This window comes from Cytobacillus sp. GQ23, assembly GCF_059758675.1.
Genome location: NZ_JCAXER010000002.1, coordinates 1 through 18,484 on the forward strand (window position 1 = coordinate 1; position 18,484 = coordinate 18,484).

The window sequence follows — 18,484 nt, forward strand, 5'->3', positions numbered from 1 at the left end:
GCCCATATCCTATGATATGGGCCAACTGCTGGTCTGCACTATCTGAAATAGCCGCCATAGTAAGCAAATCCTCCAAAAACAAGCAGCAGGATCAGCAGTACAACTGCGAGGGCCAGCCAGAAACCGCCTCCTCCATAATAACCGCATGGATAAGGAGGGGGAACTGGATAACAGCCATAACCATAAGGCATCACCAATTACCTCCTTTCGCCTTCTATTACTAAGATATGTAATTACTGGACAATCGTTTAGGCTTTTGTACTAAATCAGCGTTTAAATATCGCTTTTTCATAGCACCGCTATCAAAACAGTTCATAGAATATACTATAAGGAATATTATGGGAGGAGTGTTAAATGAAGATTATCTCGATCTGCGAGAAATGCAAAGGCACAGGAAGTATAACAGCATGTAAATTTCTAAAGAAAACCTGCCCTGCATGTAAAGGGTCTGGCAAAATGACAAAACACCTTTCCGATATAAAGTATAAGGAAAGGAATAAGTTTTTTCTTCACTCTTAGCATGAAGCCATTCATTAGAACCCTTCCATAGGCAAGGGTTTTTTATTTTATGCTGAAATACTATATAATGACATCGTTAAGAATAACCACTGAAATGTTAGGAATTGGAGTGAAACGAATGAAACATGGCAGAACGATTTTAGCGTTTCTCCTTTTATTGCTCGCTGCCGGCTGTTCGAATGAAGAGCAGCAAAGTAAGAAAACTGCTGAAAAGCCTTCAAATGAAAAGACCGAAGCTGCAGACTACAGTATTATTGAGGCCTCTGCTCAGCAAATCGAGCATATTCAAGGAATTGGATATCCCGGAAATGATACCGGACTTTATCTTTCATCCAGTGAAGGCTTAAAGTTTTTCAAAGATGGCATTTGGCGCGAGACCACTTCTCTTAACCATGATTATATGGGGTTTCAGTCCGTCAGAGATGGATTCATTGTCAGCGGCCATCCTGATAAGAACTCCGTAATAAAAAACCCTCTTGGTATTGTGAAAAGCTCAGATAAAGGAGCTTCTTTCAAAAAACTGGCTTTTAGCGGAACAAGTTCCTTTCCTTTTTTAGCAGCCGGGTATGATAGCAATATTATCTATATGATCAATCAGGAAAATAACGATGAGCTCAAGGCAGGTGTATACCGTTCCCAGGACGAAGGCAGAACATGGGATCCAGTCAGCTTAAAGGGACTTGAGGCCGATACACTTGGCATGATCGCTGCACACCCAACTAATCCTGAAGTCATGGCCATGTCAACAAGAAGCGGCATCTTTTACTCACAGGATAAAGGGGAAACTGTAAAATTAATATCTGAGCCAGTTATGGCTACAGCCCTTACATTTACGCAAAACAGCCTGTACTATGCCTACGCAGATCAGGAAAAGGTTCAAATGAGCAAAATCGATCTTAAAACGATGGAGAACACACAGGTTAAGATCCCTTATCTTAGCTATGACAACCCTATTACATACATTGCTGCCGATCATAAATCTGACGGAAAACTTGCTGTTTCAACTTATCTCAAAGATGTATATGAATCTGCAGACCGCGGTGAGAACTGGAAGCTCTTATTGAAAAACGGCAGAATAGAATAGCTAAAGGGACAGTCAAACTGTCCCTTTAGCTGTTATTTTTCCTTTTTTCTTTTTCTGCCCGATAAAACTCATGAAACATTTTCATTAATGCTCTCTTTTCAATTCTGGAGACATAACTTCTTGAGATGCCAAGCTCTTTGGCAATTTCTCTTTGTGTTTTTTCTTTTTGCAGGTCCAGACCGAACCTGCCGACAATGACTTCTTTTTCTCTGTCATCTAAAACATCAATGTACTCCTTCACTTTTTCCAGCTCCATATTCAGCTGAATTGTATTAATAACATCTTCAGATTCTGACTTAAGAACATCAATAAGAGATATTTCATTGCCTTCTTTGTCCTGCCCGATAGGATCATGAAGGGATACATCTTTTTTTGTCTTCTTCAGTGCCCGCAAGTGCATTAGTATCTCATTTTCAATACAGCGGGCTGCATAGGTGGCAAGCTTCGTGCCTTTCCCTTCCGAATAGCTCTCGATTGCCTTTATCAGTCCGATTGTCCCAATTGAGATCAAATCCTCAGAATCCTCTCCTGTATTTTCAAACTTTTTTACAATATGGGCAACCAGTCTGAGATTATGTTCAATAAGCATATTACGTGCATGCGAATCACCTGCAGCCATTAATCGCAGGTATTTCTTTTCATCTGCAGGAGACAGCGGTTGAGGAAATGCATTATTTTTTACATAAGAAACAAGAAACACTATCTCCTTAACCAAAAACCCGAGTGCAGTTAAAATACCGGACATCGTTCCACCCCCGCTTATAATGCGTTCAAAAATGCCTATAACTAATTCCTATGTAGAGATGGAGTTGTTTTTGTCTGTCCAATTTAGATAATTTCAGCAGAAAGAAAATCCGCGACTTATTTTTTCGGCCATTAGATATCTCCATTAAAGCTTTTGCAAGGGTGTTAGTATATAATCAACCATGAAATGATTCTTAGGGGCCGGCATGCGTATACATATCTCCCTATAAAGTATTTAAATAATTGGCACGAAAGAGGTCTTGATAATTTGAATGGACAGAGAGTAATTTTAGCCCTTGTATTTTTTATTGTTTTTCTTGACAGCCTCGCAAAGTTTATATTCGAAGGTTTTTCTTTAAAGACCGTAATGATATTGCTCGCAGTTACTGGAATTGTCCTATTCCTCTGGGTTTTTCCAAACAAAAAGAACTGACTCCCCAATCCGGAAGTCAGTCCTTTTTCTTATATTGCATTTTACTCTATTACACTTACCTCAGCACTAATGATGCAGCCGATAGTACCGCACATAACTAATCCCATTACGATCCAGAACATCTTCCACACCCCTTTTTAAATTCCTTATTTTCTTTAATGTAACATGGTTCTCACCTAAGAAATTGGAAGGAATGTGAACATTCTGTTAATCTCCGTCACGTGGAATAGTTCTTTTTTTTCGGAATATCAAGGTTAAAATTATAACATGTAAAGACATGTGCCTTACCTCCTAACCGGTTACTGCTTTGTTAGGTGGAATCTTTCTCCACCCAGAAAATTGCCTGACGTCCCTGTAAAATGTACATCATATAACAAACCACCTTTCTTATTTTTTTGTCACTTAAATTAAAATGGACGGTAAATAGAGAATTGACGATCACGGTTTTGGTCAATAATCTTTTTAGCCATTTGCTCGCGAACAACGTCTTCTGCCGATAATTGACGTTTTTTTATTGTGACTGTCAAAAATAATATATTTAGTGTCATTAGGTATCCCACCTCCTCTTTCATATCCAGCCTATAGGCACAAAAAAGCCGCAAAGAGATATACTCCCAGCGGCCTGGCCATTTAGGCATAAAAAACCGCAGGGCACAATTCTCCCTGCAGCATGGATATGTAATGTCAATAAAGCAAATCTAAGCGATCCATTCCATGTAGGTCGAATTTGTACAGTATTTATTTAGCTGTGTTTCTAATACAATTGCTGTTAACATCATTTCATTCGACCTCCTTTTAAGAATTTTCACTTATAATGGTAATTATATCCACGGTTATGCAGTTTGTAAACCTTTTTTGTTCATTTTTATTAAAAATCTTTATAAATGAAAAAAACGCCCGGAAATCCGGACGCTGACGTTCTTTATTTTCTCATGAGGTATTCCTGGCCTTCATCCATTTCATTCAACTTCGTTCTGCATCGTCTGGAAAGGATAAAGAAAAGGATTGAACCTATAAGGAAAGCTGAAGAAGATCCAGCCATGATATATAAATCAGTAACTGTATTTGAAGTATCAGGGATAATTAATCCAATATAAAGAAACGCGCCGACAGCGAGCATTGAAATTCCGAACCGCTTGAAATCCACCATTTTTTCATATAATTTCTTTGCTTCGTTCATCATTTATTATCACCTTCTATGAAAGACTATAATTCTACTCTAACATATTTAGGAAGAGAGAAGGGGATGTAAATAATGTAAGACTGGCAAAAAAGGGAAAAGCGAATCCTTGCACGAGCATCTGTCCTTTTTTATTTGTTATTCTTAAGGACATTTACTATCTTTATTACAAGTGTAGCAGAATGAAGTGCTGCCTTCTCCAAAAATTGCTCAAATGAAACATCGGATTCTTTTCCTGCAATATCTGAAAGGGCACGGATAACAACAAATGGCGTCTTAAATTGATGAGCAACCTGCGCAACCGCTGCTGCTTCCATTTCTACTGCCTGAAGGTCTATAAACTTATCACGGATATAATCCACTCTTGCCGGATCATTCATGAAGGAATCACCTGTTGCAATTAACCCTCTGACAACCTGGATATCCCCGATTTCCTTGGCGCATGCTTCTGCAATCTGCACGAGGCTGTGATCGGCTTCGAATGCTGCAGGCAATTGAGGTACCTGGCCATATTCGTAGCCAAAGGCGGTAACGTCTACATCATGATGTCTAACCTCAGTCGAGATGACCGTATCTCCCACATTTAATTCAGGATTAAATCCTCCAGCTGAACCGGTGTTAATGACATAATCAGGCTTGTACCGCTCCAAAAGAATGGCAGTCGACATAGCAGCATTTACTTTGCCTATTCCAGAACGGAGAAGCACTACGTCCGCATTATTCATTTTCCCTGCTGTAAACTCGCATCCGGCAACAGTTTCCTGCTGCTTATCTTCTATTTTATCTCTAAGTAATGTAACTTCCTCTTCCATTGCTCCAATAATAGCTATTTTCATGTTAAAACCTCTTTCTAATTTTTCTATGCCTTTGAACACATACTTTAGTAATACCATGCCCATATACTTTATGCAAACTCTATTCTACCATCATAAACCGGATGTTTACCATATTCGTTAATGCATTCAAGCATATGCCTGCCAGGTTTTAAGAGTTGCCAGACTAAAACTCCCCCCATAAAATAAAGATAGTATCGAAGGGAAGGGGGAACCTTGATGAATTTCCAGTTTGATTTAATAGAAGATAAGGTTGAGTTTTATGAGGCACCTACTTTAAAGGAGCTTGAAAAGAAGGTAAATATACAGATTGAGCATAATAAAGCCATCCTCTTATCTGTCCACCATGTTTCACATCAAATGCATCTTGACGAGAATGGAAGGACCTATTTCTCAGCGGTGGTCCACTATAAAGCAAAAAAATAAGGACGCCTTGGCGTCCTTATTAATTAATTTATCTCATTTAAGACCTCTACTCTTGATGGCTTCCATCCTTCTCCGTCAACCCAGTCTATATAGACACGATATTTTTCACTTTGATCTTTTGTGGAAATTGTCCCCACAGAGCTATTTGGCCCATTATTTCCGAGGAACCAAACAGTCATATTACCCTGTTCAATACCTGTAGCATAAGAAATGGCACTGAGCATTTCCTGCCAATCTACATGATTTTGATCATAAACAGCGGTATGTTCTCCAGTTTGGGAAGTTCCGACTGGTTTCCATGCTGGATTTTCAATCGTTTTTTCAACGTCAGGTCCGCTTCCGCCTTCTGTTACGACTTGTTCTTTATCTTCTTGATTCTCTTCTTCAGCATTTTCTTCTGATTCTTTTTCTTCTTCTTCAGACTCTTTATCTGCTTGCTTTTCTTCTTTATCCTTATTTTGCTCTATTTCATTGCCCTTATCTTCCTTGTTATTCTCATTTTGCTTCGATTCAGATGCTGTCTCTTCATTGGCAGTAAGCTCCTGGTCATTATTACCGCCAAAAAATATTTTGGCTGATACAACAATAATAAGGATAATAACAAGTGCGATAAGACTATTTAAGATAATATTGGTTTTTTTTCTTTTTTCCCGCTTGCCAAAACGGGATTCTCTGCTATTCCCTTTCAATACTTTCTCCTCCCCAATCTATTATCAGACTTATAGGTATAATAAAAATGAGCGGAATTTATTAACCCGGCCGTCTGCATAAAGGCTATTGCCCGAACAGCGGCTGTCAACATTCTAACATGGAATAAGGCTAACTTAAAAGAAATAACCTGTGGACACCAGGTACTGCCAGCATTAAATGGACGACAGCCGCATACGGAAAGTTACAATATACCATAATTATTTAAGAGCCTGGAGAGCCAGATGGCGGATTTTCTTTATTATGATTATAGTTATAGATTTCTTTCACAATATCCGCAAAGAGCGGATTAACTCCTCCTTTGTCTTCAGTAACTTCCAAATTCACGGTTACTAGAGCATATTTTGGATTTTTGTATGGAAAGTATCCAGCAAACCATTTATTGTGAAGCTGCTTTCCATCAGCCATTATGCCTGTTTCTGCAGTACCGGATTTGCCTGCAACTTCGAAAGGAAGCTCTTTAAACCAGCGGCCGGTCCCTTCTTCATTGATGACTACTCCCCTTAGCAGCTTTTGGAGCTTCATAGCGGTATATGGAGCAATGATATCTCCCTGCAGCTTTTGTTTTTCGAATTCTATAAGAGATGTACTGTTTTTATATTCAATCTCTGATGCAACCCGGACCATTTCTTTTTCCCCTCCTCTGGCTATAGTTGCCATCATGTTGGCCACAGCCAGCGGAGTAGCCCTCACTTCATGCTGTCCTATCCCTGTCAGGCCTGCAAAATTACTGTCTTTTTTAGCATCTTCAGATAGAAACACCCGACCTTTTTCTTCGTCTTGCAGCTGTTTAAAATCGCTGAAGTGATAAATATCTCCACGCCAGCTTACAGGACCTATTAATGACAGTTTTTCTGCATACTGCTCAAGGAGATCCGGGTTAATATCCTTTAACTCCTTAGCAATGGATGCAAATGTATTATTACAGCTCCTGGCAAAGCTCTCATCAAAATTTAGCATCCCGTGCTGATATTTAAGATCCGGTTCCCCATTTATCTTCCTGCTGCAGTCATATTGCCTTTTAGGATCGTCCAGATCATGATCAATTGCGGCTGCTGCCACCACCGTTTTAAAAACAGATCCCATGATCTGCTGTTTAATCATATGATTAACCGTTCCTCTGCTTTCTTCATCAAATGGATTATGCTTATTAAGCGATGGACGCGACACCATTGCCAATACTGAATTCGTCTCTATATCCAGAAGGACAATGCCGCCTTTCTTTATCCCATGCTGATCCGCCAATTTTTCTGCCATCATCTGCAAATCATAGTCCAAAGTTGTCTTAATATTGACCGGATAAAAGGGGTTTGCAGGCTCAACATATTTTACATCAATGCCAAACAGCGGTCCGCCCGTTCCATCCACATGATAGACAAGTTTTGATGCCCCTTCAGGAAGCAGGAATTCATCAAAGCTCTTCTCCAAGCCAGTAATCCCAATCATTGTGTCGGAAGACAGATCTTTGTCCGGATACCTTTTTTTAAGCACGTCCTGATTTTGACCGGTAATTCCAATTAGCTGGGATGCCGGTTTGTCGGAACGGCTGTATTTCTTATCAACAGCAAAGACACCCGGAATTTTCAGGTCATTGATTTTTTCCATTTGAGCGTAAGACAGCTGAATGGGTTCCGGGCTCCCAAATGCAAAAGGTTCTTTTGCATTTTCAACAGAATGCCGCAAAGAGTATTCCGAAGCACCTGTAATTTCAGATATCCTCTTAATATCCCAATCCATTCTTGCGAGGAAGGGGAATAATATAAGAACAGATTTATTTTCGAATGTTAAGGGATTACCGCTGCGATCAAGAAAATCCCCCCTCCCGGCATCGATAATCATTTCCTGGGAACGCTGACGGACACTCGCTTCCAAAAGGTTAATTCCCCTGTCAGTAAAATGCTCTGTTGAAACCAGCTGCAGCTGTATCAGCCTTCCCAATAGAAAGCAAAGTACAAGGAAACTGACGATAAGCCAGCCAACTGCTCTTTTTCTCCACATAAAAAACACCTCGTCAAAAGTTTTGACGAGGTTTTCTGATTTCAAACCAGCTATTCTTATTTAATGGAAACAATGCGTACGTTCATTTCTCCTCCAGGAGTCTGAACAGTAACTTCGTCTCCAACTGTACGCCCAATTAGGCTTTTGGCGATTGGAGAATCGTTTGAGATTTTTCCTTCAAAAGGATCCGCCTCCGCACTTCCTACGATGGTGTAAGTTTCTTCATCTCCATCAGGAAGCTCTACGAACGTAACGGAACGGCCAAGTCCCACAATATCTCCAGCCATTTCTTCCTCTTGAATGATCTTTGCATTGCGGATCATATTTTCAAGAGTGGTGATCCGGCCTTCAACAAAGGCCTGCTCTTCTTTCGCTGAGTCATACTCTGAGTTCTCGGAAAGGTCACCGAAGCTTCTTGCGATCTTTATACGTTCAACCACTTCTTTGCGTTTAACCGATTTTAAATATTCCAGTTCCTGCTCAAGTTTTTCTTTACCTGCCTGTGTCATTGGAAACACTTTTTCTGTAGCCAAAACCTTCACTCCTTCGAATTACACATCCTTAAAAGTATGTGTTCTATAATGTATGTACTTCTTTTTATCATATTTTCAGGAAAATGAACAGGAGCGCGTCCTTTTTTAAAGGGCGCGCAGATCATCTTTTTATATTGACTAGCTCTGAAAGATTTAGCTGCTGACGATTATATTGAGGTCAGGTAAGCACTGTCTTACACAGCCACTCGGTAAAAGGATAATTCCTAGAGAACATTTTCAATGCTATTGTTTCATAAAAATGACTTTTGTTCAAGAATTGTTTGAATTTTTGTGACCATTAAATCGATGGCAACGTAATTATGACCGCCTTCAGGAATAATGATGTCAGCATATCTCTTCGTCGGCTCAATAAACTGATTATGCATAGGCCGAACCACATTTACATATTGTTCTATGACTGAATCCATGGTGCGTCCCCGCTCTTTAATATCCCTGAATAAGCGCCGGATAATACGCAGATCGGCATCCGTATCCACATATAATTTCATATCCATCAGATCACGGAGCCTCTCATCCTCAAGAATCAGAATGCCTTCTAAGATAATGACATCCTTCGGTTCAACTTCAATTACTTCTTCAGATCTTGTATGCATGGCATAATCATATACAGGCTTTCTAATCGGCTCATATCTCAGCAGGCTTTCGATATGTTCAATAAGCAAATCGTTATCAAATGCAAGCGGATGGTCATAATTCGTTTTCAATCTTTCTTCAAAAGGAAGATGAGTCTGATCCTTATAATAATAATCCTGCTCGATCATAAGGATGGAATGTCCTTTGAATCGATCATAAATCGCTTTGGTTACGCTTGTTTTACCTGAGCCGGATCCGCCGGCCACCCCTATTACAACGGGTTTGCGTTTCATAGATTAGAGCTCCTTTCGCATCATGTTGTCAGGGTAAACCGGCTTATCAACCTTAAATTGAACAATTTGAAGCGGATGACGTGCAGCATCCAGCTCATGGCCTTTTTCATCCCAAATTTTATCGATGACTTGTGTAAAGTTCTCAATTTCAGGGCCAAAGAACTCGACTTCCTCACCAGGCATAAATTTGTTTCTCTGCTGAAGAGTAACAATCTTTGTATCCGGATTGTAATCAAGAACAAGCCCCACGAAATCGATATTCGTCTTTTTGCTATGATTTCCAAACATTTGCTCTTTATACCCTGGGACTCCTTCAAAGAAAGCGGGTGCTGTTTCACGGTTAGCACATTTATCAAGCTCTTCAAGCCATTCCTGCCTAATCTGGAAGTTATCCGGATCTGCACAATATGCATCAATTACTTTACGGTACACACTTACTACAGTTGCAATGTAATGGATGGATTTCATGCGCCCTTCAATTTTCAAGCTGTCAATTCCCAGTTCAATCATACGGGGAATTGACTCTATCAGCTTAAGGTCTTTAGGACTCATTGCAAATGGAGCATCTCCTTCGCTGAATAAAGGAACTTCATTCTCGCCTTCAAGCTGGTATAAGTCATAATCCCAGCGGCAGGACTGGCAGCAGCCGCCCCTGTTGGAATCACGTGCTGTCATATGGTTGCTTAGAGTACAGCGTCCGGAATAGGCAATACACATCGCCCCATGAATGAAGGTTTCAATTTCAATGTCAACCTTCTCCTTCATTTCTTTAATTTCCTCCGCACTTGTTTCACGCGCAAGAACTACACGCTCCAGCCCTTCTTCCTTCCAAAACTCAACTGCCTTCCAGTTGGAAAGGGATTGCTGCGTGCTTAAATGAACTTCAATTTCCGGTGCAACACGGCGGCAGGTTTCGATGATAAGCGGATCAGCCACAATGATTCCTGCTACTCCTGCTTCTTTGAGGCCAAGCAAATATTCCTCAAGACCATCAATATTTTCGTTATGAGCGAAAATATTGGTTGTAACATAAATCTTAGCTCCATATTTTTTGGCGAATTCCACGCCTTCTTTCATTTCTTCAAAAGTGAAGTTGCCTGCATTTGAGCGAAGGCCATATTCCTGACCGCCGATAAACACAGCGTCCGCACCATAGTGAACGGCGATTTTCAGCTTTTCAAGGTTTCCTGCCGGAGCAAGCAATTCAGGCTTTTTTACAATAACCCGTTTGCCGTTGACAATTTCGGAAATTTTATCTTTTACCGCTGCCATAGAGCTTCCTCCTCTTTCTTTTTTATATTATCAAATCAGTAGACGGTTTCTTTAAAGAAGAATCCAGTATCCAGCGGGCGATTCGCGGGCTGAATTTCTTCAACTTCAGTGAGAAGTCCATCCTTACTTTCATCGTATTGGTCCGGGTCTTCAACACATAAGTCAATAGCTTTTCTGTAGAGTTTTGTCACTTCAATGATATATTCAGGTGATTTTAATATCCCGTCAATTTTAAATGAGTCAATGCCAGCTTCAATCATTTCCTGCAGTTCATCTATAATGCAGATGTCATTTGGACTCATGATATGAGTGCCATTTTCATCTTCGAAAATCGGGTATTTATTTTCCCGCTCCTTATCGTGAAGGAACATACTTTTTTCCTGTTTGCGGTTTTCAATCTCAAGGGCTTTTCCCTGGTATTCATAGTAATTACCAAGCAGGGAGCGCTTTGACTGGAACATGGCAGTCATGCCATGAACCTGCACTTCTATTTCTACGTCGGCATTTTCTTTTATTTCAATGATGGCATCCATATTAACCTCTCTAGCAAGGACTGCACGTTTAGCGCCTTTTCTGCCCCAGTAATTGCAGGTATACCAGTTTGTAGCAGTTGTTTCAGTATTCCAATGGAGCTTCATGTCCGGGGCAGCCGAGCGCGCAGCCATTAATACAGCCGGATCCCCAAAAATGATAGCATCAGCACTTACTTCTTTTAAGAAGCTGATATAACCTTCAAGCTCAGGCACTTTATCATTATGAAATAATGCGTTCATCGCTACATACACTTTTTTTCCGTGTCTGTGGGCGATTTCCACCGCTTCCTTTACATCTTCCCTTGTGAATTCCCCAGCAAGCCTCAGTCCATATCGCTGTTCCCCTACAACAAAGGCATCTGCGCCTGCAGACACAAGTGTCTCGATATCTTCGACACTTGTTGGTGTCACTAACAGTTCAGGTTTTTTCATTCTAATCACCTCTTTTTACTAATTGCCACGCCATCCCCAACAGGCAAAATAACTGTATGGTATTCAGGATGACTCATTAACCACTTATTAAACAAATCAATTTTTCTAACCATATTCCGAATGCGCTTATTTTCTATTTCTGATTCACACACAAGGCCTTTAAAAAGGACATTGTCTGTAATAATCACTCCGTCATTGGAGAGAAAGCGGGAATAAATTTCAAAAAAGCGCTGATATTGGCCCTTTGCTGCATCGATAAAAATAGCATCATATGGTCCGTATTTTTCAATGTCTTCTCCGACTTCAAGGGCATCTCCTTTTATGATCAGGATTTGCTCCTTTTTCCCTGCCTCATCTATATACTGTTCTGCAAGCAGGTAACGTTCCTCATCGCGTTCAATTGTTACAATTTTCGAATCTGGGACAGCAAACGCCATTCTTAGTGCTGAATAGCCGATTGCAGTGCCTACTTCAAGAATCATTTTCGGTTTTTGAATGCGCAAAAGCTGAAGCATTGCCTCAATTCCTGCCAGCTCCATAATCGGAACATTGTGCACTTTGGCATATTGCTCCATTTTGCCCAATAACTCGGATCTTTCGGGTACTATTTCCTCTATATATGCATGCAGCTTATCGTTCATCAAGCTGGCTTCACCTCGATCAGACGTAATATTATGATCAAGCTGCGGCACAAAGATACTCACGGTCGCAGCCGCTTTTCTATTTAGGCATGAAAAAAATAGCGTTCACAGATAGGATGTGAAAATGCACTGTACTGCATTCCGGCTAGATGCCTTATCCATGCTTGTCCGTGATTCACGCTATCGGGAAGCCATATAAATCAGTGGGGAGTGCTTTCTCCCTGCTGATTGTTAGTTTAGGCCCACAGGAAGTTGGTCATAAAGACGTTGCCACAGGATGTGGCTTTTAGCCTTTGTTCTTCTTTTAGAGCCTTTACGGGCAGTTTTCCCCCACTTATCCTCCCTTGTTTCCTCTGAGTCTTGAAGTGGAATCTTACACTGCCTGTAGACTGGGATAAAACACCTGATCTATTTTACCATAAGTAAAAGGGGAATGCCATATCTGCACATTCCCCTTCCTTAATTTAATTATTCGATATATGCTGTGCCTTTTTTTGATTATGCTCGTCCAGTGTCTTTGAGAAAAGAACTTCTCCTGTTGATGTGGCCAGGAAGTATAAGTAATCTGTTTCTGCAGGCACCAATGCTGCTTCAATTGAGGAAACACCTGCATTTGAAATTGGCCCAGGTGTCAGTCCAGGATACTTATATGTGTTGTATGGTGAGTCGATCTCTAAGTCTTTATATAAAACCCTGGATTTATGCTCACCATGGGCATACAGGACAGTCGGATCTGTCTGCAGTGGCATTCCCGTGTCAATCCGATTGTAGAAAACACTCGCAATCTGATCACGGTCTACTTTTGCCGTTGCTTCTTCCTCTATGAGAGATGCCATTGTCAATAGTTTGTGTGGAGTGTATTCCCGTTTGTCCATATCAGCACTATACTCTTTCATAACTGATGCAGTTTTATCAAGCATAACTTTGACAATTTCCTCTATAGTTGTATCTTCTTTGTAAAATGGATAGGTCGCCGGAAATAGGTATCCCTCAAGAGGATATTTTATATTTTCAGCCAGGATTTCCTTCGTCAGCAATTCAGGATATTCCGCCATTAAAGACTTAATAAAAGCTTTATCATTAAGCTTTTTCAAGACATCTTCAGGTTTTTTATCCGTTTTTTCTGCAATAATCCCCGCTATTTGCTCCAGCTGTTTTCCTTCTGGAATGGTGATTTTGAATGCTACCTCTTCCATTACCTTGCCTGTTTTTAAGCTATCCAGGATCTCCTTCATATTCATTGAAGGCTTCAATGAATATTCTCCTGCCATGAATCCAGCTTCATTTTTAAATTTCACATAATATTTAAAAACACGAGCATCCCTGATAATTCCATTCTCTTCGAGAACAGTGCCAATTCCTGTAACAGATGATCCGATTGGTATCTCTACTTTCTTGGACTTATTATTATCGGGATCAACAGGCTTTAAAGCTGAATTAATATAGAAATATCCGCCGCCGATCACTGCAGCAGCTGAGATCAATAATATAATTGCAACTATCAGTACAATTTTACGGACCACTTTTGCTTCACCTTGGCGCTCAATCATTTTTTGGCGTATTATATCTTTTTTCCCTTTTTGATCGTCTGCTGACATCTCATATCCCCCCCGTTCCAAAGACGTTGGCTTTTTAAATGGCTCTTTTCATAAAAAATGTTGTTAACCTTTCCATTTTATCCCCTAACTCTCGCGGGAATTTGAATAGGCTTCCTTCCTTGTGTGAACAATGCATGAATGTATTTCGATGATCTCACCTTCGCTGCAATTATTACAAAACAACAGCCCCGTCATTATAGCCTTGTGAATTAACTGCATTTCATGCCAACTTGCCTAGGAAAAACTTCATTCTTTATGTTTCCTGATACGTCACGGCTTATTATACTATATTTTCTTTTTGAAGTCGCAGGATATTACAAAAACCCAAAAGATTCGCCATTAAACTTCAAATTTCACACTTTGTATTTTCACTCAATTCACCGGAGTAAATAAGCAAAAAAAAAACTGGCCCGGGGGCCAGTTTTTTAATCTTCCTGCTCATCAAGGAATGTGTTTAACATTTCTTCAATTAGATCCCATTCCTCTTCTGTCTCGATTGGCTGCAGTTCTCCATCCTTGCTGTCTTCGCTTGGGCTGAATGCTGATGCGTGAATTTCAATTTCTTCATCATCATTTTCATCTGCCCCTACTGGATAGTAAAGGACATATGACTTGCCGAATTCATCCGAATCAAACGTGAACAATACTTCGCAAAGCTGCTCGTTGCCTTCCTCGTCAATTACAGTAATGTTGTTATCTCCATGGTTCATTTCTGTTCACCTCATTAAATTTGGCTATTTAAAAAGCCTTGTAAAATCATGACGGCTGCCATTTTATCAATGACTTTTTTCCGTTTTTTGCGGCTTACATCCGCTTCCAGCAACACTCTTTCAGCTGCCATTGTTGAGAGGCGCTCGTCCCATAATATGACCGGAAGACCAAATAGCTTTTCCAGCTCTGAAGCAAAGAACTGGCTGGCTTCGCCGCGGGGGCCAATGGTTCCATTCATATTTTTAGGCAAGCCGACAACAATTTTACTGACTTCATGCTCTTTTATTATTTCACCAATTCTTTCAAAACCAAACTCTTTTTCTTCCTCGTTGATTTTGATGGTTTCCAAGCCCTGCGCTGTCCATCCGAGCGCATCGCTTAGAGCGACACCGACCGTCTTAGAGCCGACATCCAATCCCATAGTCCGCATGTTTATCCCTCACGCTGCTGTTTTAAGTATGATTTAACCAATTCTTCGATGATCTCATCCCGTTCAAGTTTACGGATGATATTGCGTGCATCCTTATGGCGGGGAATGTAAGCCGGGTCCCCGGATAGCAGATAACCGACAATTTGGTTAATGGGGTTATACCCTTTTTCCTGGAGGGCACCATATACTTGAAACAGAACTTCATTCACATCTTGTTCGATTGGTTCTTCAGGAAAATTAAACCTCATTGTTTTATCAAATGAGCTCATATCTTACACCTCGCTTTTCTGTATGACGGATAGGATAGCTAATATTTGCCGGATTTAATCCGGTGCATAGCCAGCTTGTCCCCCTCTTCATAACGGTTTGGCTGCCGCCTGAATAAACAGAGCGATCATTAAATAATCTTGTTCCTGACAGGAAAACATGGTGAAGAACAAGCTGTTTCTTCCTGATGATGAACAATCTCTCTTGGTTACCTCCATTTTACACTACTTTACAGGGATATCAAACGGATTTAACCCATTCTTCCACAAATTGCAGAGCACTTTCAAGTTTGTCAGGGTCTTTTCCGCCAGCCTGAGCCATGTCAGGACGGCCCCCGCCTCCGCCGCCGCATTTTGCAGCAACTTCTTTGACCGCTTTGCCCGCATGGAAGCCTTTTTTGATCAGATCATCTGTCACCCCGGCAATAATATTCACTTTTCCCTCGTTTACACTGCCTAATACAACCACAGCAGATCCAAGCTTTTGTTTTAAATCGTCAGCCATATTGCGAAGGTTATTCATGTCTGATGCCTGTACCTTCTCAGCAAGAACAGTAATGCCATTGACTTCTTTCACCTTTGATACAAGGCTCCCTGCTTCAATATTGCCCAATTTCGCTGCTAAAGATTCGTTTTCACGCTGCAGCTGCTTCATTTCTCCGAGCAGTACATCAATTCTTGCTGACAAATCTTTAGGATTAGTCTTTAATTTGCCGGAAGCTTCTTTTAAAACGGTAATCTGATTATTCATAAGCTTGTATGCAGATTCGCCAGTTACCGCTTCTATTCTGCGCGTTCCAGCGCCAATTCCGCTTTCTGATTGGATCTTGAACAATCCGATGGAAGCAGTATTCGGAACATGGCACCCTCCGCAAAGCTCAAGACTGTAATCCCCAACCTGAACAACACGGACAATCTTGCCATATTTCTCGCCAAATAGAGCCATAGCCCCCATTGCCTTTGCCTCGTCAATATCCTTGTAATTGATATCAACTTCAAGGCTTTTCCAAATTTGTTCATTAACAATCGCTTCAATTTTCTCAAGCTCTTCAGAAGTAATTTGCCCGAAATGAGAGAAGTCAAAACGCAGGCGATCCGGCCCTACCAAAGAACCAGCCTGGTTAACATGACCTCCCAAAACATCCTTTAAAGCCTGATGCAGCAAGTGAGTTGCAGTATGATTCTTGATTATTTTTGAACGGATTTGCTCATTTACAGAAGCTAACACAGATGCTTCAGCCTTCAGTGTTCCTTTTTCAACGACAGCTCTATGAAGGTTTTGTCCATTCGGAGCTTTTTGAACATCCTTAATGGAAACCTTTAAACCTTCTGATACAAGAGTACCCTGATCAGCAATCTGTCCGCCGCTCTCTGCGTAAAATGGTGTTTCATCCAAGATAATCTGAATCTCTTCACCAGCAAGTGCTTCTTCGATTAATTGCCCATCCTTCACAATTGCTGCAATTGTGGCATTTGTCTGAAGCTTATCATATCCGACAAATTGGCTTTCAGTTTTCAGCTCGCCTAATACCCCACCCTGGACCTGCATGGAATCTACATCCTGACGCGCTGAACGTGCACGCTCACGCTGTCCTTCCATTTCCTTTTCAAAGCCGGCATGATCCACTTTCATACCTTCTTCTTCAGCATATTCCTCCGTTAATTCAACCGGGAATCCATACGTATCATAAAGACGGAAAACATCTTCACCCTGAATCGTATCACTGCCCTTTTCCTTTTCCTTTTTAATAACTGAAGAAAGAATGGCAAGGCCTTCATGAAGTGTTTCATGGAAACGTTCTTCTTCGTTCTTGATGACCTTTTGAATAAATTCTGTCTTTTCTTTTACTTCCGGATAGAAATCATCCATAATTTCACCGACGACCGGCACCAATTGATACATGAATGGTTCATTTATATTGATTTGTTTAGCATATCTGACAGCACGGCGAAGCAGTCTTCTTAATACATAGCCTCGTCCCTCATTAGAAGGGAGAGCACCGTCACCGACTGCAAATGCAACTGTGCGGATATGGTCAGCAATAACCTTAAATGCGACATCCGTTTCTTTTGAAGCTCCATATTTCCGGCCTGAGATTTCCTCTGTTCCACGGATGATTGGCATAAATAAGTCTGTATCAAAGTTAGTAGGCACATTTTGAACCACAGATGCCATCCGCTCAAGCCCCATACCAGTATCAATATTTTTCTTAGGAAGCGGGGTATAAGTGCCATCAGGATTATGATTGAATTCAGAAAATACCAGGTTCCATACCTCTAAATAACGTTCGTTTTCCCCGCCTGGATATAGTTCAGGATCATCCATGTCATTTCCATATTCAGGTCCGCGGTCATAGAAAATTTCTGTATTTGGTCCACTTGGACCTTCTCCGATATCCCAGAAGTTTCCTTCCAGGCGGATAATTCTCTCTTCCGGCACTCCCACTTTTTCCCTCCAGATATTAAAAGCTTCATCATCTTCAGGGTGAATCGTAACAGAAAGCTTTTCTTCTTCAAAACCGATCCATTTTTTATCAGTCAAAAACTCCCAAGCCCACAGGATTGCTTCTTCTTTAAAGTAATCCCCAATTGAGAAGTTGCCCAGCATTTCAAAAAATGTATGGTGCCTTGCTGTTTTGCCTACATTTTCAATATCATTGGTGCGGATGGATTTTTGGGCATTTGTAATCCTTGGATTCTCAGGAATGACACGGCCATCAAAATATTTTTTCAGAGTAGCGACACCACTATTAATCCATAGAAGGGAAGGATCCTCGTGCGGAACAAGAGATGCGCTCGGCTCAACATCGTGTCCTTTCTCCTTAAAGAAATCCAGGAACATTCGGCGTATCTCAGGACCTGATAATTGTTTCATTTTAATCAACCTCCTAATATATGTAAATAATTTTAAAAACAACAAAAAAAGCCCTCATCCCTGGACAGGGACGAGAGCTTGCTCGCGGTACCACCCTGATTATGGAAGTTAAATGAATAATGACCAGATTCTTATCCGATTCATTAGGCAATCTCCCATCTCTCAGATCCTTAACGCGGAAACACGGCAGGGATTAGCTGCACTCAGGATTAGCTTTCTGTTATCCTTCATCTGGGAGATCTTTCAGCCATGGAACTCCCTCTCTTTTATGAATGCAGTATTGCATTCATGCAGATGGCCTATAACATACTCATTCCGTCAAAATGTTTAATATATAACTTTATAGACGCATTATAGCGATTTACCTTTATTGTTGTCAAC

The 18,484-nt window shown here is 40.8% G+C and carries 20 protein-coding genes; 3 read left to right on the forward strand and 17 right to left on the reverse strand.

What is annotated here, in order from left to right; translation table 11 throughout:
* Together AC6CHU_RS01715 and AC6CHU_RS01720 are read left to right on the forward strand one after the other, a co-directional pair.
* Positions 1-224 (forward strand): hypothetical protein (locus AC6CHU_RS01715; protein WP_498119856.1); only part of this gene is annotated, 224 nt, incomplete at its 5' end.
* A 362-nt stretch (positions 225-586) separates the two neighbouring features.
* Entirely contained in the window at positions 587-1,603 is a 1,017-nt protein-coding gene (locus tag AC6CHU_RS01720) for a F510_1955 family glycosylhydrolase (RefSeq protein WP_251283659.1), read from the forward strand.
* Between the two features lie 25 nt (positions 1,604-1,628).
* Here AC6CHU_RS01720 and sigK read toward each other — a convergent pair whose 3' ends face one another.
* From sigK to mtnN, 4 genes are all read right to left on the reverse strand, one after another.
* Positions 1,629-2,348 carry an RNA polymerase sporulation sigma factor SigK gene (gene sigK / locus AC6CHU_RS01725; protein ID WP_035331221.1) on the reverse strand — a complete coding sequence of 240 codons (720 nt, stop codon included), beginning with the start codon at positions 2,346-2,348 and terminating at the stop codon, positions 1,629-1,631.
* Positions 2,349-3,187: 839 nt separating this feature from the next.
* Entirely contained in the window at positions 3,188-3,418 is a 231-nt protein-coding gene (locus tag AC6CHU_RS01730; protein ID WP_251283658.1) for a YrzI family small protein, read from the reverse strand.
* 284 nt (positions 3,419-3,702) lie between these two features.
* On the reverse strand, positions 3,703-3,963 hold the full coding sequence (locus tag AC6CHU_RS01735) for a YrhC family protein (RefSeq protein ID WP_159863262.1): 261 nt from the start codon (positions 3,961-3,963) through the stop codon (positions 3,703-3,705).
* A gap of 128 nt (positions 3,964-4,091) precedes the next feature.
* Positions 4,092-4,796 (reverse strand): 5'-methylthioadenosine/S-adenosylhomocysteine nucleosidase, encoded by a 705-nt coding sequence (gene mtnN, locus AC6CHU_RS01740; RefSeq protein ID WP_159863263.1) that lies wholly within the window; start codon positions 4,794-4,796, stop codon positions 4,092-4,094.
* Positions 4,797-5,012: 216 nt separating this feature from the next.
* On the opposite strand from mtnN, the gene AC6CHU_RS01745 reads away from it, so the two are divergent.
* Positions 5,013-5,219: a YrzA family protein gene (locus AC6CHU_RS01745; RefSeq protein WP_159863264.1), complete on the forward strand. Its 207-nt coding sequence runs from the start codon at positions 5,013-5,015 to the stop codon at positions 5,217-5,219.
* Between the two features lie 23 nt (positions 5,220-5,242).
* Here the strand turns inward: AC6CHU_RS01745 and AC6CHU_RS01750 are convergent, their stop codons facing one another.
* The 13 genes from AC6CHU_RS01750 to alaS form a co-directional block, all read right to left on the reverse strand.
* A complete protein-coding gene (locus AC6CHU_RS01750; protein ID WP_159863265.1) occupies positions 5,243-5,908 on the reverse strand; it encodes a YrrS family protein in 666 nt (221 codons plus the stop codon).
* A 223-nt stretch (positions 5,909-6,131) separates the two neighbouring features.
* Positions 6,132-7,925: a peptidoglycan D,D-transpeptidase FtsI family protein gene (locus AC6CHU_RS01755; protein WP_251283657.1), complete on the reverse strand. Its 1,794-nt coding sequence runs from the start codon at positions 7,923-7,925 to the stop codon at positions 6,132-6,134.
* Between the two features lie 56 nt (positions 7,926-7,981).
* On the reverse strand, positions 7,982-8,458 hold the full coding sequence (gene greA / locus AC6CHU_RS01760) for a transcription elongation factor GreA (protein ID WP_009333053.1): 477 nt from the start codon (positions 8,456-8,458) through the stop codon (positions 7,982-7,984).
* Between the two features lie 251 nt (positions 8,459-8,709).
* Positions 8,710-9,345 carry a uridine kinase gene (udk, locus tag AC6CHU_RS01765; RefSeq protein WP_159863267.1) on the reverse strand — a complete coding sequence of 212 codons (636 nt, stop codon included), beginning with the start codon at positions 9,343-9,345 and terminating at the stop codon, positions 8,710-8,712.
* A 3-nt stretch (positions 9,346-9,348) separates the two neighbouring features.
* The gene (locus AC6CHU_RS01770) at positions 9,349-10,617 is read right to left on the reverse strand and encodes a peptidase U32 family protein (RefSeq protein ID WP_159863268.1); all 1,269 of its coding nucleotides are present in this window, start codon (positions 10,615-10,617) and stop codon (positions 9,349-9,351) included.
* Positions 10,618-10,652: 35 nt separating this feature from the next.
* The gene (locus tag AC6CHU_RS01775; RefSeq protein ID WP_159863269.1) at positions 10,653-11,582 is read right to left on the reverse strand and encodes a peptidase U32 family protein; all 930 of its coding nucleotides are present in this window, start codon (positions 11,580-11,582) and stop codon (positions 10,653-10,655) included.
* 5 nt (positions 11,583-11,587) lie between these two features.
* On the reverse strand, positions 11,588-12,223 hold the full coding sequence (locus tag AC6CHU_RS01780; RefSeq protein WP_251283719.1) for an O-methyltransferase: 636 nt from the start codon (positions 12,221-12,223) through the stop codon (positions 11,588-11,590).
* Between the two features lie 464 nt (positions 12,224-12,687).
* Positions 12,688-13,821 carry an endolytic transglycosylase MltG gene (mltG, locus tag AC6CHU_RS01785; RefSeq protein WP_159863270.1) on the reverse strand — a complete coding sequence of 378 codons (1,134 nt, stop codon included), beginning with the start codon at positions 13,819-13,821 and terminating at the stop codon, positions 12,688-12,690.
* 425 nt (positions 13,822-14,246) lie between these two features.
* Complete coding sequence (locus AC6CHU_RS01790; RefSeq protein ID WP_035331232.1) at positions 14,247-14,531, reverse strand: DUF1292 domain-containing protein; 285 nt, start codon at positions 14,529-14,531, stop codon at positions 14,247-14,249.
* Positions 14,532-14,545: 14 nt separating this feature from the next.
* Positions 14,546-14,962: a Holliday junction resolvase RuvX gene (gene ruvX / locus AC6CHU_RS01795; RefSeq protein WP_201306499.1), complete on the reverse strand. Its 417-nt coding sequence runs from the start codon at positions 14,960-14,962 to the stop codon at positions 14,546-14,548.
* Between the two features lie 2 nt (positions 14,963-14,964).
* Positions 14,965-15,231, reverse strand: a complete 267-nt coding sequence (locus tag AC6CHU_RS01800) for an IreB family regulatory phosphoprotein (protein ID WP_009333061.1) — start codon at positions 15,229-15,231, stop codon at positions 14,965-14,967.
* Complete coding sequence (locus tag AC6CHU_RS01805; RefSeq protein ID WP_159863271.1) at positions 15,218-15,427, reverse strand: hypothetical protein; 210 nt, start codon at positions 15,425-15,427, stop codon at positions 15,218-15,220. Before AC6CHU_RS01805 ends, AC6CHU_RS01800 begins: the two co-directional genes overlap by 14 nt.
* Before the next feature lie 42 nt (positions 15,428-15,469).
* Positions 15,470-18,103: an alanine--tRNA ligase gene (gene alaS / locus AC6CHU_RS01810; RefSeq protein ID WP_159863272.1), complete on the reverse strand. Its 2,634-nt coding sequence runs from the start codon at positions 18,101-18,103 to the stop codon at positions 15,470-15,472.
* Positions 18,104-18,484 lie beyond the last annotated feature (381 nt).

What these genes read in the sequence shown, in the direction of transcription:
- AC6CHU_RS01735 (WP_159863262.1), bottom strand. Translation starts at nt 3,963, where the DNA reads ATGATGAACGAAGCAAAGAAATTATATGAAAAAATGGTGGATTTCAAG.
- AC6CHU_RS01730 (WP_251283658.1), bottom strand. Translation starts at nt 3,418, where the DNA reads ATGCCTAAATGGCCAGGCCGCTGGGAGTATATCTCTTTGCGGCTTTTT.
- udk (WP_159863267.1), bottom strand. Translation starts at nt 9,345, where the DNA reads ATGAAACGCAAACCCGTTGTAATAGGGGTGGCCGGCGGATCCGGCTCA.
- mtnN (WP_159863263.1), bottom strand. Translation starts at nt 4,796, where the DNA reads ATGAAAATAGCTATTATTGGAGCAATGGAAGAGGAAGTTACATTACTT.
- AC6CHU_RS01755 (WP_251283657.1), bottom strand. Translation starts at nt 7,925, where the DNA reads ATGTGGAGAAAAAGAGCAGTTGGCTGGCTTATCGTCAGTTTCCTTGTA.
- sigK (WP_035331221.1), bottom strand. Translation starts at nt 2,348, where the DNA reads ATGTCCGGTATTTTAACTGCACTCGGGTTTTTGGTTAAGGAGATAGTG.
- AC6CHU_RS01770 (WP_159863268.1), bottom strand. Translation starts at nt 10,617, where the DNA reads ATGGCAGCGGTAAAAGATAAAATTTCCGAAATTGTCAACGGCAAACGG.
- AC6CHU_RS01790 (WP_035331232.1), bottom strand. Translation starts at nt 14,531, where the DNA reads ATGAACCATGGAGATAACAACATTACTGTAATTGACGAGGAAGGCAAC.
- AC6CHU_RS01775 (WP_159863269.1), bottom strand. Translation starts at nt 11,582, where the DNA reads ATGAAAAAACCTGAACTGTTAGTGACACCAACAAGTGTCGAAGATATC.
- AC6CHU_RS01720 (WP_251283659.1), top strand. Translation starts at nt 587, where the DNA reads ATGACATCGTTAAGAATAACCACTGAAATGTTAGGAATTGGAGTGAAA.
- AC6CHU_RS01745 (WP_159863264.1), top strand. Translation starts at nt 5,013, where the DNA reads ATGAATTTCCAGTTTGATTTAATAGAAGATAAGGTTGAGTTTTATGAG.
- alaS (WP_159863272.1), bottom strand. Translation starts at nt 18,103, where the DNA reads ATGAAACAATTATCAGGTCCTGAGATACGCCGAATGTTCCTGGATTTC.
- ruvX (WP_201306499.1), bottom strand. Translation starts at nt 14,962, where the DNA reads ATGCGGACTATGGGATTGGATGTCGGCTCTAAGACGGTCGGTGTCGCT.
- AC6CHU_RS01800 (WP_009333061.1), bottom strand. Translation starts at nt 15,231, where the DNA reads ATGAGCTCATTTGATAAAACAATGAGGTTTAATTTTCCTGAAGAACCA.
- AC6CHU_RS01780 (WP_251283719.1), bottom strand. Translation starts at nt 12,223, where the DNA reads ATGAACGATAAGCTGCATGCATATATAGAGGAAATAGTACCCGAAAGA.
- mltG (WP_159863270.1), bottom strand. Translation starts at nt 13,821, where the DNA reads ATGTCAGCAGACGATCAAAAAGGGAAAAAAGATATAATACGCCAAAAA.